At 57.1% G+C, this 15,826-nt stretch carries 15 protein-coding genes, 1 tRNA gene and 2 pseudogenes; 1 reads left to right on the top strand and 17 read right to left on the bottom strand.

The window, feature by feature from the left end; all coding sequences use genetic code 11:
• Nucleotides 1-29 precede the first annotated feature (29 nt).
• The 11 genes and pseudogenes from BK665_RS02165 to BK665_RS02110 form a co-directional block, all read right to left on the bottom strand.
• A complete protein-coding gene (locus tag BK665_RS02165) occupies nt 30-1,565 on the bottom strand; it encodes a phosphorylase family protein (protein ID WP_123402633.1) in 1,536 nt (511 codons plus the stop codon).
• A gap of 600 nt (nt 1,566-2,165) precedes the next feature.
• The gene (locus BK665_RS02160; protein WP_123402632.1) at nt 2,166-2,441 is read right to left on the bottom strand and encodes a hypothetical protein; all 276 of its coding nucleotides are present in this window, start codon (nt 2,439-2,441) and stop codon (nt 2,166-2,168) included.
• Nucleotides 2,438-3,107 (bottom strand): annotated as a pseudogene (locus BK665_RS02155) (site-specific integrase). The gene BK665_RS02160 and the pseudogene BK665_RS02155 overlap by 4 nt, the downstream one beginning before the upstream one ends.
• Nucleotides 3,108-3,804: 697 nt before the next feature.
• On the bottom strand, nt 3,805-4,065 hold the full coding sequence (locus BK665_RS02145; RefSeq protein ID WP_123402631.1) for a hypothetical protein: 261 nt from the start codon (nt 4,063-4,065) through the stop codon (nt 3,805-3,807).
• Nucleotides 4,066-4,251: 186 nt separating this feature from the next.
• Nucleotides 4,252-4,327: transfer RNA gene (locus BK665_RS02140), tRNA-Thr, on the bottom strand.
• Between the two features lie 78 nt (nt 4,328-4,405).
• Nucleotides 4,406-5,230 carry an FkbM family methyltransferase gene (locus BK665_RS02135; protein ID WP_123402630.1) on the bottom strand — a complete coding sequence of 275 codons (825 nt, stop codon included), beginning with the start codon at nt 5,228-5,230 and terminating at the stop codon, nt 4,406-4,408.
• 332 nt (nt 5,231-5,562) lie between these two features.
• Complete coding sequence (locus BK665_RS02130; RefSeq protein WP_123402629.1) at nt 5,563-6,795, bottom strand: methyltransferase; 1,233 nt, start codon at nt 6,793-6,795, stop codon at nt 5,563-5,565.
• Nucleotides 6,776-7,465, bottom strand: a complete 690-nt coding sequence (locus BK665_RS02125; RefSeq protein ID WP_123402628.1) for an ABC transporter permease — start codon at nt 7,463-7,465, stop codon at nt 6,776-6,778. The genes BK665_RS02130 and BK665_RS02125 overlap by 20 nt, the downstream gene beginning before the upstream one ends.
• A complete protein-coding gene (locus BK665_RS02120; RefSeq protein WP_123402627.1) occupies nt 7,462-8,157 on the bottom strand; it encodes an ABC transporter permease in 696 nt (231 codons plus the stop codon). Before BK665_RS02120 ends, BK665_RS02125 begins: the two co-directional genes overlap by 4 nt.
• A gap of 77 nt (nt 8,158-8,234) precedes the next feature.
• The gene (locus tag BK665_RS02115; protein WP_123402626.1) at nt 8,235-8,981 is read right to left on the bottom strand and encodes an ABC transporter substrate-binding protein; all 747 of its coding nucleotides are present in this window, start codon (nt 8,979-8,981) and stop codon (nt 8,235-8,237) included.
• Nucleotides 8,982-8,994: 13 nt separating this feature from the next.
• Nucleotides 8,995-9,768: an ABC transporter ATP-binding protein gene (locus BK665_RS02110; RefSeq protein ID WP_027922189.1), complete on the bottom strand. Its 774-nt coding sequence runs from the start codon at nt 9,766-9,768 to the stop codon at nt 8,995-8,997.
• Between the two features lie 551 nt (nt 9,769-10,319).
• On the opposite strand from BK665_RS02110, the gene gabP reads away from it, so the two are divergent.
• Complete coding sequence (gene gabP / locus BK665_RS02105; protein WP_123402625.1) at nt 10,320-11,711, top strand: GABA permease; 1,392 nt, start codon at nt 10,320-10,322, stop codon at nt 11,709-11,711.
• A 70-nt stretch (nt 11,712-11,781) separates the two neighbouring features.
• Here the strand turns inward: gabP and vapC are convergent, their stop codons facing one another.
• From vapC to BK665_RS02075, 6 genes and pseudogenes are all read right to left on the bottom strand, one after another.
• On the bottom strand, nt 11,782-12,189 hold the full coding sequence (vapC, locus tag BK665_RS02100; RefSeq protein ID WP_123402624.1) for a type II toxin-antitoxin system tRNA(fMet)-specific endonuclease VapC: 408 nt from the start codon (nt 12,187-12,189) through the stop codon (nt 11,782-11,784).
• Nucleotides 12,189-12,419, bottom strand: a complete 231-nt coding sequence (gene vapB / locus BK665_RS02095) for a type II toxin-antitoxin system VapB family antitoxin (protein WP_123402623.1) — start codon at nt 12,417-12,419, stop codon at nt 12,189-12,191. Before vapB ends, vapC begins: the two co-directional genes overlap by 1 nt.
• Before the next feature lie 171 nt (nt 12,420-12,590).
• Nucleotides 12,591-13,043 carry a hypothetical protein gene (locus BK665_RS02090; RefSeq protein ID WP_123402622.1) on the bottom strand — a complete coding sequence of 151 codons (453 nt, stop codon included), beginning with the start codon at nt 13,041-13,043 and terminating at the stop codon, nt 12,591-12,593.
• 6 nt (nt 13,044-13,049) lie between these two features.
• Nucleotides 13,050-13,466, bottom strand: a complete 417-nt coding sequence (locus BK665_RS02085; RefSeq protein WP_123402621.1) for a hypothetical protein — start codon at nt 13,464-13,466, stop codon at nt 13,050-13,052.
• 36 nt (nt 13,467-13,502) lie between these two features.
• Nucleotides 13,503-14,465, bottom strand: a pseudogene (locus tag BK665_RS02080) (alpha/beta hydrolase family protein).
• A 72-nt stretch (nt 14,466-14,537) separates the two neighbouring features.
• Nucleotides 14,538-15,593 (bottom strand): PDDEXK nuclease domain-containing protein, encoded by a 1,056-nt coding sequence (locus tag BK665_RS02075; RefSeq protein WP_123402620.1) that lies wholly within the window; start codon nt 15,591-15,593, stop codon nt 14,538-14,540.
• Between the last annotated feature and the right edge of the window lie 233 nt (nt 15,594-15,826).

The raw sequence follows: 15,826 nt of genomic DNA, 5'->3' as shown, positions 1-15,826 counted from the left end.
ATTGGTCAATGACGCGGTTAGTTTTGGCATTAAGAATTCAGCGACAGACCACAGGCGATGTAGTCAACAGTGACTGCAGCGGCGGCCTGTGAAGCCCAGTGATGGAACCGACTGTCTTTCTTCGAGTCTCCGAAGTCGCTGATGCCGCGAATCATCAACACCGGCTTGTTATGTGCTTCGCAAGCCGCGAAGACCCCGGCGCCCTCCATTTCGGCCACTTCAATTTTTCCGTGCAATTCGCGCAACTGAAGAAATTTTTCAGGGTCACGAATTAGCCACTCCCCGCTTGCGACGGTTGCCGACTTAGGGACGACGCCTTGCGCCACTTTAGTGCCCTTGGTACTCGCAGGAAGGACAATATCCATACGCTCGTATATGGGAGTAAGACGCGCCGTCAATCCGGCAGGATTGGATAGGTAACTCGCGAGATCTTGGCGAACCCGGAACGCCAACCTTGTCATTTCAGGTCGGGGCTCAATCACGCCATTCGCCAACACGGCCTGCCCGCCATAGGCGACGATGCGCTCTGCTATTACCACTTCCCCTAGAGCACACTTTTTGCGAATGCCGGCCGCAATCCCCATCATCACCACATTATCGGGACTAAATTCAGTGAGCAGCGTCGCAGTCACCACGGCTGCATCGACGTTGCCAGCATTTGCAAAGCACGCAACCATGCAGCTAGCTACTCCACCATCTCGGCGAATAACCGGCGCCTTCCAGGTGTGAAGGCCTGAGGTTGTGGTAATAGCGACCGCATCTTCAGCAATGCCAAGGGCCTGCTTCGCAGCTGCAAGCTCGATCGGTAAAGCTGTCAACACAAGTACGTCTGGCGGCAGCGCCGAAATTCTCGCCTGCTCCTCCTCAAAAAAAATGTTAACAATCCGCTTGGCGATATCGGAAATTGGCAGCACCGGTTCTTGAAGAGAAAGTGAAGGAAGCCTTTTTACAACTGTGTTTCCAGAGAACGGCATGTAGTTCAGAGGTGTGGTTCGAAAAGACCTCAGTACGCCAAGAGCGCCTTCACCGTCCTCACTGTTTGCACCCAGTTCCAAGTCTAGTGGTAGAACGGGAGCTGACTTTTTTATCATCTTCCGAGCTCTATCCACTACCCCCTTACCGCCACCCAAGACGACCATCAGCGTGGCATGAGCCACCTGCTCATCGCCCACATTGCCGCCGGTCACGATTTCCTCGTCCATTGGAACTAGCTCTGCTACTCCTCGAGCAATCATCCCGTTCAAGAGGTCGCGTTGCTCTCGGCTGGCTTTCGTTTTCAGCCTTTCATGAGAGGCCACAACCTTTAGTCGCGGCTTTTCGTGCTCACCCGGGAAGACCTGATTGATGGCCTGAGCGACCGTCCAATCAAAGAGAAGAGGCTTGTTGTCGGCATTGACTGGTTCGGCGGCGAAATACGCTACGAAACCTCCTCCACCCGCGAGGGCTTCTTTGACGAAGGCATCGACAAATTCATGCGCCTTGTCGATCTGCGTGTTATCGGTGGCAGTTGAAATACTGCCTGCGAGAAGAATCCAGCTATTGGCAAGTGCAAGGGGGGCGTTCATCAGCGGTACCGTTTGAATTTTGACTGCTCTCCAGCGCGTTTTAGAGAAGCACGCAGCTGATCCTTTGTTTTTTTTTGCGCAGCCGAATGCTCAGGCCTTCCACAAATTTTATGACGCGTGAATGTGCTCAGTAAGCGAGATTTGGCGTTGGGTGAATAAAAGGAGTGGAAGGGTTTCAGATCAGAGCTGCGGCATTTATTTGATTGCAGCGCATCGCTATCGCGCATGTACCTGCCATCACGCAAATCGTGAATGGATACGGCTTGATGATGAATCTTAGGGATAGTTCGCAAATACGGGGCTAAACGCTCTGCTGTGAGAGCCCGTCTTCTTATGGCTCTGCATGTCGTGGCCATCATGTTTAATTCCTTCCCTGGTGTCATCTGAGCCCATGCTTAATAAATGGGGTGGCTAAAGGCCATTTTCAATGGCTGTGTGGAAATTTGATATGGCACCAGGCTTTAGCGGTTTAGCGGTTTAGCGGTTTAGCGGTTTAGCGGTTTAGCGGTTTAGCACGGTTCGTTCATTCAGTCTGGCACTCAAGATGCCGAGGTGAGGAGGAGTCCATTCCATTGCTTCTGGCCGTTTTCTGACCTTAATTTAGCGGTTGAACTGCCAGGATTTTCCTAGGCGATAAATGAGTAATTGCGTGGTCAGCAAATAGTAATAGCGCGTCGATTCAGCGTGCTGGTTTAGGTGGTGGTTCAAAAACCACGCAAGGTGTTTTCTCTGCCAAGTCCATGGATTCTCGCGCTGCCAGCGATCAGCGATGGCTGCTTGAATAGTCTTTGCCTGGCGAAGGTGGCGTTGTCGTGTTGCAGGTGATCCCGCCAGCACGCCCGTTAGAAACAGCTCCATATCGAATGGTTTGCTCATGGTCGGCCGCCGATGTACGCCGAAACTACGTCGATACGACCGTGCCCCAGCTCATAGCTCATTTGTGCGCGTGCCTCCTGATCGAGGCGCCGATCGAGCTGGCAGCACCTGCCACCGTTGATGGGGGCGAGATGCTGGGTGATTTGCTCGTAGCGTTCGCACGCATAGGCTGCCCGCAATTCGTGGAAGCCTTTGAGGTTGTGCGTATGGAGGACCTCCCGTGCGGGGCGGACGATTCCCCGTTGGAAATTAAGGTAGCTTTCGTTCGGTGCTAATAGGTTGCGACCGCCAAGCGGTAAGACCTGCTCGGCATATCTGAGTGCTTCGCGAACATGGTTATCCACCATGATCCAGCGAGGTGCTGTTGCTCCGCCGCGGCCACCTTTGGTGCCGTCCTGGATGTTGATCCTCCCGAGTTGCTCGGCTTGCCGTTGCAGTCGAGGAAGGTCGGCCAAAATCGCCTCACGCAAACTGTCGCGCATCGTTGAAGCCTGGCCCATGCTCCGACCGACACCAGCGTACAAACGCCAGCCACCGATCACTGTGCGCTTTGACCGTCCCGTAATGCCCACCGCCAAACAGATCTTTTAGCGCTTGCGGCCCGGCGTAGCTCAGTTGCCGGCCATAGCCAAAATTGCGCCCATCTCGTCTACCGACCAATGCCATGATCAAACGCCTCTCGAAGCTAAAACTTTTAAAACTTTCCCCACGTCATCCCGCCACGAATGTTGAGTGTTATCAGGGATCGAGGCCCCTGCGACCTGTGAGGGTTGTCCACTAATGCAGGACTGGCGGCTCGTTACGACCGGGAGCTTGGGCATCTCATGATCTGGCCTCCTGAACACCTCCGAAGAGGTGGGCGGGTGGAGGCTGCACTGGCTGACGAGACCAGCGCCGCGAGATCCTGAGTCGGGTGAAGGCAGTGAGGCGATGACTGGGGTATGCCTGACTGTCAGTCAGGTGCAGTCCATTCCGTGGACTGCGGCACCATCATCTGCATCGCTGTTGCTGGTGACTTCGGTGTTTGTCACGCCGATTGTCACGAGGGGGAATACCGCAAAGCCTTGTAGGAGGTGGGCTGCAGCAGCGGTAGGAGCGCCCGTCTCTTTCCGGAAGAAAGAGACGGGCGTAGGTTGGTGCAATGAAATGGCCAAGCGGATAGGTTGTTGCAGGGCAGCTATAAAGGGGGATGAGTTGCCGCAGTGGCACTCTGGTAGAAGTAGGCATCCATCACATCGCCGTGACCGTGCGAGCCGCCGGACGCTAATCGCCTATTGGACAGCCATCAAGGACTGTATAACTTGAGGGGGCTACTTCGGTTGCGTTCATTGGCAACTTTTCCCAAGCGGTATTAGCAGCTATCTCAGCTGTATTGTTGTTCATAAAGAGCAATGAGATGGCTGCGATTGGTGTCGTCGATTGGCCAAGGGGCATGAATCTCGACCAGGTCAAATTCCATTTGTTCAGATTTGGCTAGCTCAACGATTTCTTCGTCTGAAAGCTCTGCGTATTCAGGCCATTGGTCGATGAGTTTTCGCGCATTTGCTACGGTATTTTCCTCGGTCTCGCCAACGAAGAGCTCTTCGATTTGAGTCATCCCGTAGGTAATCATGTAGAAGCTCATTGGTTCTCCAGCGGTAACGGTCCAGTGGGTAGAAAGTAGTCATTTGCCTGTTCTGAAGCTCAGAATCAGAGCGCGGGTTACCTTTTACCGACAATTCCAGATGGTTAGAAGCGTTGGTCTAAAACGTGAAACATCTGGAAAACAAAAAAGGCCCACCTTTCGGTGAGCCTTTCTCGTTACTGCGTATGGTGCCGGCACCAGGAGTCGAACCCGGGACCTACTGATTACAAGTCAGTTGCTCTACCAACTGAGCTATACCGGCGTGTTAGGGCGACGATTATAGCGATTGCGTTGGTTCTGTAAACCCCTGAATTCAGACTATTTTTACTCGAGCCCCAGGTTACCCGCGAACCAGTGCTTTCCTGAGTTTCTGAATCGCTTTCCAGGCCCGGCTATTTTCCATCGCACGCACCTGCGCTTCGGCGTGTTCAGCCCGTTGCAGGGCGGCGGCGAGGTGCTTTTCGGTGGCGCTGACCGGATAGCTGAGCGCATGCCCCTGGCACAGTTGGAAGTTGTCCAGGTTGCACGGCGGAATCTCGAACGCCGGTTTGAGGTCGATGTGTTCGTTGGCCAGGAACCAAGTGTTGATGCCGTCGAACAGGATGGCCTGGTAGCCGGCGTCGGTGACGAGGTGTTCCCAGGTGTGGTCGCGGGCCCATGGGGTTTCGATGAGGATGATCCAGGGGCGCCAGGTGGCGAGGTCCATGCCGCGCAGGACGGTTTCTTCGTGGCCTTCGACGTCGATTTTCAGGAAGTGGATCGGGCGATTCTGGGCGTATTGCTCACAGATGGAGGTGAGGGTGCGGGCTTTGACGGTTTGGCGGTGGATGTCCATCCCGAGGGCAGTGCGCTCCTGGGCGGTGGCCGGGTCGACGGTGGAGAGGCCGGTGCCGGGGATGCCGTAGAGGATGAGGTCTTCGGTGCTGTCGCTGGCCACGCATTGCAGGTTGGTGTCATTTGGACGTTGTTGGCACAGGGCGTCGTAGTAGTGCTGCATCGGTTCGACATTGATGCCGGTCCAGCCACGGTCGTGGAAGGCTTTGGTTACGGAGTCGTGGGTGGGGTCGTTGGCGCCGATGTCGATGTAGAAGCCGTTTTCGAACTGTTTGAGGGCGCGCCACAGGCGGATGTCTTCGAAATTCTGGGCGTAGGAAATGAAGGTCAATGTGGCGTCCTGTCGGTGGTTCGTGGCCGCGCTTTCGGCGCCCTTGGCGTCTTGTATAACAAGGGTGGATGCCGGGCGCAATTTTCCGCTGATGAGGTCCGGAATTCGGCGGTTATGTCCTTTCGGTTGAATGCTTATGCACAACGGGATCGCTGATTCGCTCGATCAACGGCGCTTTTGTGGACTCGTTCTCATTTGTTCGCAAATCCCTGTTTTTAGGGTTTTTTATTTATATGTACGAAAAATGAACAGTTCTGTTTCAGGCGCGAAACAGCGTATTTATTGGATCCACGAGAATTTCATCAACAGAGTTATCCACAGGCTGCGACTGTTTAAGCGCGTTCAGCCAAGAGCAGGAAATTACGCGGTGTGAGCGTGGTTACACAGAAGGTGCCGAGGCGAACGGTGTAACCCTGTTCAGTCAGGAAAAGTGCCCGATCAAGTACCAGCCATAGCTCCAATGGGCGTCGGAAAAGTCCACGCAACAGCTCCAGATTGCGCACTTCGGCGAGTCTTTGCCAACCGGCGGCTTCGAGGGCTGGCCAATCCTGCGGGCCGATTGTGGATAACTCTTTCAACGCGGCCAAATGATGGCAGTAGTCGGCGAAGGGTTTATCCAGCCAGGCGCTGGGCAGGGACGGCGTTGGCAGGTATTCGTCGATGCCGCGCAGTTGCCGTTGCAGCAGGTCGAAAGCCAGGCGCCGGGCCATGGAGGTGTCCCGTTGGCGTCGGACTCGAGCACCAGCGGTGACGGTTTCGCTCATTGGTAGCGCAAGATCTTCGAGGGATAGCTGTAGGTCGGATCGCATGCCCGCGGAGGAAAGCGCCTCATAGGTAGTCAGGCTGATCCGGTTGTAGCAGCAAGGCGCGATAGCCAGTTGCTTGCAGCCAAGAGCGCTGGCGAGCTGAATTAGCCGCACATGCAGATCACCGCAGGCATGCAGCGCTACCGGCGTGTGTTCAGCACTTAATAAGGAAGCAGCGTCAGCCGCGAGCACATCGTGCTCGACATGCAGTGCATGCAACTGATGATGCTGGCTGAGTGCCTGACCACTCGAAACCAGCGCGGGGTCATATTCCAGACACGTCAGTTGCTGCCCGGTTTGCAGCAGGCGCCGGCCCAAGTGTCCTTTGCCCGAACACCAATCCAGCCAATGCTTCGATGGTGCAGCGAACGACAAGCAACTGGCAAACGCCTCGATCTGCTGCCATTTGCGCCCCGGCACATCGACATTCAATCGATGCCCGGCCACTTCCAGTGCATGCCCCGGCAACTCGCCCACCGAACTCAGCTCAAGTGACAACGCCGCCAATGAAGCAAAGGGCTCCGGCGCCTCCAGCAAGCACGGTTGGTTATGACTGTTTTCTGCCTGTTCCAGCGAGCGCCCGCGTAGCCAGGAAGACAATGCTGGGTAGGACGTTTCCCAAGGAAGCCGCAGATAAGTAAACGGCCGAGGCTTCCACAGCGCCTGATGCTCTATCAGAAAAGCATCCAGCGCGGTGAAGCGGGCGAGTAGGGCCTCGCCCGTCAGCACGCAGGAAGAATCAGCGCCCCTGGCAAGCATCGACGCGCAGCCAGCGCTCCAGCAGCTTGAAGCCGCGAACCAGCACGTAAGCCATCAACAGATAGAACATGCCCGCTGCGAAGAAGATCTCCACTGGCAGGTAGGTCCGGGCAATGATGGTGCGGGCCATGCCCGTCAGCTCCAGCAGGGTCACGGTGCTGGCCAGGGCGCTGGCCTTGAGCATCAGGATCACTTCGTTGCTGTAGGCCGGCAGGCCGATGCGCGCGGCACGGGGCAGGATGATGTAGAACAGCGCCTTGGGCTTGGACATGCCCAGCGCCCGCGCCGCTTCGATTTCACTCGGTGGAATCGCTTGGATCGCGCCGCGCAGGATCTCAGCGATATAAGCCGCCGTGTGCAAGGTCATGGTCGCCGTGGCGCACCAGAACGGATCGCGCAGGTACGGCCACATCGAACTGTTACGCACCGCATCGAACTGCGCCAGGCCGTAATAGACGAGGAATAGCTGAACCAGCAACGGCGTGCCACGGAAAAAGAAGATGTACGCGTAGGGCAATGACCGCACGTACCAGCGCTGCGATGAGCGGGCGATGCCCAGCGGAATCGCCAGCAGCAGGCCGGCGATCACCGCGATAGCCACCAGTTCCAGGGTTAGCGTCGCGCCCTGAGCCAGTTTCGGCAGCCACTTGATGATGACTTCCCAGTTCATGAGTTGCTCCTCGCGAAGCCGCGGGCGGCGCGTCGTTCCAGGAAGTACATGCCGGTCATGGCCAGAATGGTCAGGCCCAGGTACATAAAGGCAGCGACCATAAAGAAGGTGAACGGTTGCTTGGACACGGTCACACCGATTTGCGCGTGACGCATGATTTCTTCCAGGCCGATCACCGACACCAGCGCGGTGTCTTTCATCAGGATCATGAACAGGTTGCCCAGGCCCGGCAGGGCGATGCGCCACATTTGCGGCATGATCAGTCGGGTGAAGATGCGGAATTTCGACATGCCCAGGGCAATGCCGGCTTCACGGTGACCTTTAGGGATCGCCAGGATCGCGCCGCGAAACACTTCCGTGGCGTAGGCGCCGAAGCACAGGCCCAGGGCGATCACGCCAGCGGCGAAGGCGTTAAGGGCGAGGTCGGGATTGCCGAAAAACTCGCCCAGGGCACGCATCAGGTTGACGGTGCCAAAGTAGATCAACAGCACCCAGAGCAATTCCGGTATGCCGCGAACCAACGTCGAATAAGTGCCGCCCAGCCATTGCAACGGCTTGTGCGGGGAAGTCTTGGCCAAGGCGCCGAGCAGACCGAGCACCAGCCCCAGGCACAGGGCCGAGAGGGCCAGTTTCACAGTCATCAGCGCGCCAGCGGCGAGCGCCGGGCCGAATCCGTAGAGGTCGATAATCATGGGGTTCTTTTCAATCGCGGCAGGCAATGCCAAGGACTGGCGCCGTCAGCGAACGGCGCCGGCCAGGCAGGTCAGAATCAATAGATGCTGAACGGGAAGTACTTGTCGTTGATCTTCTTGTAAGTGCCGTCCTCGACGATTTCTTTCAGGGCCAGATTCAGCTTCGCGCGCAGGGTGTCGCCTTTACGTACAGCGATACCGATCTTGTCGCTTTCTTCAACCGGGTCACCCTTGAATTCGTAAGGGCGGCCAGCGTCGCTTTTCAGCCACTCGTAGTTGACGTACTTGTCCGCCAGGATGCCGTCCAGACGACCGGAAGTCAGGTCGAGGTAGGCGTTTTCCTGAGTGTCGTAGAGTTTGACTTCAACGCCTTCCATGTGGTCTTCCATCCAGGTGCCGGCGAGGGTCGCACGCTGTGCGCCGATCACTTTGCCTTGCAGGGAAGCCTTGTCGGTTTTGAAATCGACGTCTTTCTTGGCGATGAATTGCAGCTTGTTGGAGTAGTACGGGTCGGTGAAGTCCACCGCTTGCTTGCGCTCGTCGGTGATCGACATCGAGGAGATCAGGAAGTCGAACTTCTTGGCGTTCAGGGCCGGGATGATGCCGTCCCAGTCGGACGTGACCACGGTGCAGTCGACTTTCATCTTGGCGCACAGGGCGTCGCCGATTTCCTTGTCGAAGCCGACGACATTGCCACTGGCATCTTTATTGTTGAACGGCGGGTAGGCCGCTTCGATGCCCATCTTCAAGGTCTCGGCCATGGCACCGGCGCTGAAGGCCAGGGTGACGGCGGCTGCCAGGAAGATCTTTTTGAAGTTCTGCATGCGGGTAGCTCCGTTAGCGGTTGCTGGACATGAATTGTTTGCAGCGTGCCGAAAGCGGGTTGTCGAACACCTGCTGTGGCGATCCTTGTTCTTCTACCAGGCCCTGGTGGAGGAACACCACTTCGCTGGAGACCTGACGGGCAAAGCCCATTTCGTGGGTCACGAGCAACATGGTGCGGCCTTCTTCGGCCAGGGCGCGGATGACATTAAGTACTTCCTGGACCATTTCCGGGTCAAGGGCTGAGGTGGGCTCGTCGAACAGGATCACCTTGGGTTGCATCGCCAGCGTGCGGGCAATCGCCGCCCGTTGTTGCTGACCTCCGGACAATTGCGCCGGGTAGGCGTGGCGCTTGTCGGCGATGCCGACCTTGGCCAGCAAGGCTTCCGCGACTTCGATGGCTTCGGCTTTGCTCTGGCCGAGCACGCGACGCGGGGCTTCGATGATGTTGTCGAGCACGCTCATATGCGGCCACAGATTAAAGTTTTGAAACACAAAACCAATCTCGCTGCGCAGGCGATTGATCTGTTTGCCATCGGCGGCAACCAGTTCGCCGTTCTTCGCGGCTTTGAGTTTGAGTTCTTCGCCGGCCACCAGGATTTGGCCCTGGTGCGGGTTTTCCAGCAGGTTGATGCAACGCAGGAACGTGGACTTGCCGGAACCGGAGGAACCCAGGATCGAGATCACATCGCCGTCGCGGGCGGTCAGCGAGATGCCTTTGAGCACCTCAAGCTGTCCGTAGCGTTTGTGCAAGTTGCGGATTTCAAGCGCGGGCGTGGCCTCAGCCATGTGCGTTCCTCATAGTATTTCGCTCCTGCTGTTGGCGGCCTTCCTGGCGAGGCGGCCAAGCTAGCATAGCGTTCGAATGGCAGCCAACAGCGCTGCGGGCGGTAAACGGATGGTGTGTGGCAGGTTGTCGCATCGGTGGAGCAGTGTGTCGCGCTGCTATCAACCGAACAGCCGTTTGAACCAGTCGGCCCGAGGGTGTTGCGTAAAAAAGGGCGCGATGGTGCCAGCTTTGACGGGGTGTTGGAAGCGCTAACCGGCCAAACGTACCTGATCTGCACTTTTATTGTGCGTCACACATTTTTTCCGTGTGTTTCTGGTGCGCTGATTCGTTCTACAAGTGGGTCGCTGGGTAACGCTCTGGCGAATTGCCATTAATCTCAATGACTTGCGATGACCGGCCGGTCAAGCGGAGAGCCGCGGTTCTGGGGACTCTGTAACATTTTGGCGCAATTATTGCGTGCAGAATACGGAACGCCCCGTTGGATTCTTTTTACGAGAAAGAAATGCCAGACGCGGTGGACTGAATCGCTTTCTTTGCAAAGGTAGTTTCAATGAGCAGCACCCAAAGCTCTAATGGCCTCGAACAGGGGCTCAAACCGCGTCATGTGACCATGTTGTCGATCGCCGGGGTTATCGGCGCCGGGCTGTTCGTCGGCTCGGGTCATGCCATTGCCGCCGCCGGTCCAGCCGTGCTGCTGGCCTACGCCGCTGCCGGCGCACTCGTTGTATTAGTCATGCGCATGCTCGGCGAAATGGCCGTTGCGTCGCCGGACACTGGCTCCTTCTCGACTTACGCCGATCGCGCGATCGGGCACTGGGCCGGTTTCACCATCGGCTGGTTGTACTGGTGGTTCTGGGTGTTGGTGATTCCGCTGGAAGCTAACGCCGCCGCGACGATCCTGCATGCCTGGTTCCCGAATGTGGCGATCTGGGCCTTCACCCTCGTTATTACTTTGCTGCTGACGGTGACCAACCTGTTCAGCGTGAAGAACTACGGTGAATTCGAATTCTGGTTCGCCCTGGTCAAGGTCATCGCGATCATCGGCTTCATCGGCCTCGGCATTCTGGCGATTTTCGGCTTCTTGCCGAACAGCCAGGTCAGCGGTGTTTCGCACCTGTTCGACACCCAAGGCTTCCTGCCAAATGGCATGGGCGCGGTATTGGGCGCGATCCTGACCACCATGTTCTCCTTCATGGGCACCGAGATCGTCACCATTGCCGCCGCGGAATCGAAAAACCCGGGCCAGCAAATCTCCAAGGCCACCAACTCGGTGATCTGGCGGATCGGCTTGTTCTACCTCGTATCGATCTTCATCGTCGTGGCCCTGGTGCCTTGGAATGACCCGGTTCTGGCCGCCGTCGGTTCCTACCAGACTGTGCTTGAACGCATGGGCATCCCGAACGCCAAGCTGATCGTCGACATCGTGGTGTTGGTGGCTGTGACCAGTTGCCTGAACTCGGCCCTGTACACCGCTTCGCGCATGATGTTCTCCCTGGGCAAACGCGGTGATGCACCGGCCGTTTCCCAACGCACCAACAAAAGCGGCACGCCGTACTGGGCCGTGATTCTGTCCACCGGCGCTGCGTTTGTCGCGGTATTCGCCAACTACGTGGCCCCGGCCGCCGTGTTCGAATTCCTGCTGGCCACCTCCGGCGCCATCGCGTTGCTGGTGTACCTGGTAATCGCCATCTCGCAACTGCGTATGCGCAAGCAGCGCATGGCACGCGGCGAAAAAATCGCCTTCAGCATGTGGCTGTTCCCGGGCCTGACCTACGCGGTGATCATCTTCATCGTCGCAGCCCTGACCATCATGCTGTTCCAGGAAGCCCACCGCGTAGAAATCCTCGCGACCGGTTTCCTGAGTTTGCTGGTCGTGGCGGTCGGCTTGTTCGTGGCTCGTCGTCGCAAACTGCAAAAGGTTGGCGCGGTGGTGTTGAACTGATTTACACCGCGTAATGCAAAACGGCCGCTGTCAGTGATGACTAGCGGCCGTTTTTGTTTCCAGGCAGTGATCAGGCGGGGTGGACCCAATCCTCGACACGTAGGCCGGGCACACGTGCAAACTCACGAATGTTGTTTGTTATTACGGTGAATCCACGTGATCGAGCGTGGCCGGCAATCATCTGATCGTAAGGGCCAATCGGCGTTCCTGCCTTTGCCAGCTCTGAACGAATCATTCCGGTGTGAGCGGCGGCATCGTTATCGAAAGGAAGGATCTCTAGGCGGGCAGCAAAACCTTCAACGACAGCGAGGTTCTTTTCCGGCGCAGCGGACTTCTCTGCACCGTAGATCAGTTCCATCAGCGTAATTGCACTGATGCACAACTGGCCGTGATGAAGATTAAACGCCTCTCGTACTACTTGGGGTTTGTTCTTGATGGTGAAAATGCAGATGTTTGTATCGAGCATGAACTTGATCATTAGAACGACTCACGCTCCTGATCGACGGGTTGTTCGCGGTCGGTCATGAAATCGGTACTCACACCTTCTCCATCGAACCAGCTATCCCAGGCTTCTCCGGCAGGGGTGATAATTCGAGCTCTGCCGATGGCGATCACATCAACTCGTTTCACATCCTCTGGCATCGCTACCGCCTTGGGGAGGCGAACGGCCTGGCTTCGGTTGCTCATGAAAAGGGTGGTTTGTTCCATTTTGACCTCCTGCTCTTTTGCTAGCGTCGTGAGTCCAAAGGATAGTTTTCAGTTGGGATATGTCAATGGGATATACGTGGAAGGTGACGAAGGGTCTATCGGTTTGTAGCTTCAAAAAAAGCCGCTGTCACTGATGACAAGCGGCCGTTTTTGTTTCTACTCAAAGGCTGATCATTCAGCCTTTTCTTCCTGCGCATCCAGCGACTCACGATAGCTGTCCAGCGCGGTGCCGAAGTCGGAAATGAATTGTGGGTCGGTCAGCCAGGCCTGGGCGGTGTCGCGGTCCATGCCGTCAGCCCACATGCGGTAGTCGATCAGCATGTCGGCGGCCAGGTGGGTGGCGGCCATGGCTTCGTTGTCGGCGTTTTCCATGTCCAGCAGTTCTGGATGGTCGCTGATGATGTCGGCGAGGTTCGTCAGCAGGGTCAGCAGCATGTCGTTGCGGCCGATGGCTTCGGCGTCGCGCATTTTGCTGAACATCGCCAGGGTGTATTCCGGGATCGGCTCGCCGATTTCGCCCATGTCATCGTCCAGCTCGGCAGGTTTACGGCCGTGGATGTTGATTTGCTTGGCTTTGATTTTGGCGCGTTTGGCGCGTTTCTGTTGCTTGTTCAGGGATGCCATGGGGACTCAGTTCGGTTTCTGTTGGGTTTGGGCTGCGATGGCGTCAGACGCCGCCACGTAGTCAGCCTGGAAGGCTGGGGATTCGATCCACGCCAGGGCGGCGGCTTCGTCCACTTCGGCGGACCACTGGCGATACTCGATCAGTGCCGCGAGGATGAAGTCTGTCGCTGTTTCCTCGCCTTCCTGCTCCAGCACCAATGCGAGCAGCGGGTGCTCAAGAAACGCCGCGCACATGGCTTGTTGGCTGATCTTTTGCGCGTCGATCATTTCTTTGAACAGTTCGGTCAGGTCCACCGATTCGAAGTCGATGCGATCATCGTTCGGGTCCAGCTCGACCGGCGCAGCGGCGCGTTGGGTGCGGTTCTGCTTGGCCTTGGTTTTGGCACGGGTGGCGCGTTTTTGCTGCTTGTTGGCGGAGGCCATGGGCGTGTTCCGTATTTCGTTGAGAGGGCAGGTCACTCAGCCGCGTGGCACTCGCCGCCCGGGGGTATAGGGGGCCAGTTCGCCGTTTTGCAGCCAGAACAATGCAATGGGCCATAGTGTGGCTTGGTATGGGCTTCGAAAAAAGGCGAAATGTCCGACTTCTTCTTCGCCGATGTCTTTCGGCTCGATTCGCAGATGGGTGGTCGTGCCGCCGGTGAAGTAGCCGAGCAGCCGCTCGATGGCCGGGATGGTGCCGTAAGGATCGTCGCTGATGCTGATCGCCAGGGTTTTCGCCGTGACATTGGCGAACGGCAGTCGCCTGTGCCTGGCATGGATCACGCGGCCGCTGGGGCGCTTCTCGTAACGCGAGGTGGGCGTGCTCCAGTCGCGAACGACGCCGGCAGGTGTGTCTTCCAGCCAGCCGAGGCGTTTGCCGGGGAAGTAGCCGCAAACCAGCGTTACCAGTGGCATCACCACATGCCACTTGCCGAACATCCGCCAGCGATGGGCCGGCGCATAGTCGCGCCAGTAGGCGAACTGCGCGCCCACCGTCACCAAGTGCCGGATCAAGTGCCCAGAGGCTCCCAGGCCCGCCGCACAGCCGCCAAAGCTGTGGCCGACCACATCGATGGGCTGGCCGGGGAAATCCCGTTGGGCGCGCTAGAGCATCGCTTCGAAATCCAGCGCGCCCCAATCGGACCACGTGGCGTCGAGCCCTTTCAGTGATGCTGGCCGCGATTCGCCAATGCCGCGGTAGTCGTAGGTGATGACGTCGAAGTTATTGGCGAACAGGTAGTCGGCGAAGCGCGAGTAGTGGCGGCAACGGACTGAGGTGGCGGCGTTGATGATCACGACCGGGCGATTTGCGTCCGGGCGGGCGTGTCGCCAAGTGAGACCTCCGAGGATATAGCCGTCAGCGGCGGGTTCCTTGAAAGGAATGCCGGAAGCAGATGGCGCCAACGCTGTTGGCGCCAGTGCGGATGTGTCCTGCAAATTCATCGACTTCGAACCTTTGCGGATAGCTGCCAACGATAGTCTTCGTGCCGCTTGTGAACAATCCGTCAGCGCTAATCATGTTTGCGGGTTGAGTAATCGCTCTTCAATTGCAGCCCGCTCTCGGTCCAGCTCTGCCCGCAGTTCATCTTCACTTGGCAGCACCAGTTTGTACTTGCTGGCAAACAGTTGTTCGTTGCCCTGTAACACCGAGTAGCGCACCACTGATTCGTTTTTCCGCGCGCAAAGAATGATGCCCACGGTCGGTCCGTCTTCATCGCTGCGCTTGAGGTCGTCATACATGCGCACGTACATGTCCATTTGCCCGACATCCTGATGGGTCAGTTCACCGCGCTTGAGATCGAAGATGACAAAGCATTTGAGCAGGTAGTTGTAGAACACCAGATCGATGTAGAAGTCTCTGCCTTCGGTGCTTATGCGTTGCTGGCGGGCGACAAAGGCGAAACCCTTGCCAAGCTCCAGCAGGAAGCCCTGCAGTTGCTCGATGAGGGCTTGTTCAAGTTCGGTTTCCAGAACGAGCCCTGCATTGGGCAGGCCGAGAAACTCCAGCATCACGGGATCCCGGACGAATTCCCGGGGGCTTTCGGCCATCGCATGGATGTTGGTAGCGGCTTCCTCCATGACGGGAGCCTTGTCCCGACTCATCAGCAGGCGCTCGTAGTAGAGGGTGTTGATCTGCCGTTCCAGGGCCCGGCTTGACCAATTTTGGTTGGCGGCTTCGTCCATGTACCAGTTGCGTGCTTTGTCGCTGTCGACTCGTAGAAGTCGGCGGTAGTGGGTCCAGCTCAATTCGTGACGCAGTGCGTCACAAATTGGGAATGCTTGATAGAACAACCGCATGTAACGAAGATTGGACGCATCAAAGCCTTTGCCAAATTTCGCAGTCAGATCTTTGGCCAGCGTCGACAGCAACTGCTTGCCATACACCGCCCGCCGAGCGCCTTCCTGCTCGAACTCGACAATATGCCGCCCAATCTGCCAGCAGGTTTGCACCTGAGCGGTATCGACTGCCCTCAATACGTTCTGTCGTGCCTGTTGAATCAGTTCGCCAAGTTCGCCAAGCAATGACGCAATGTGTGGGTCTTGCGTGTTGTCGGGTGTAACTCTGCTCATGAAGTCTTCCGCCGTTGTATGAACTGGCGGAAAGCTTGCCAATTACGGCCCTGTCAGCGATGCCGGGCGTTGCCGAAAACCTGGAAGGAAATGCCGATCTGATTTGCAGGAACCGGTCGATTGTTTCCTACGTTTGAGGAATACAACGCGTAGTCCTATTCGCTGTGCCCTTGGATTCGAATCAATCTAAAACTGAGCACCCTGTCAGAAATCTAAAAAGGCGTAACGATTGG

This window comes from Pseudomonas frederiksbergensis, assembly GCF_003732665.1.
Lineage (GTDB): Bacteria > Pseudomonadota > Gammaproteobacteria > Pseudomonadales > Pseudomonadaceae > Aquipseudomonas > Aquipseudomonas frederiksbergensis_G.
The sequence above is the reverse complement of the archived record's forward strand: the minus strand, read 5'-3'. Positions and strand labels throughout refer to the sequence as shown.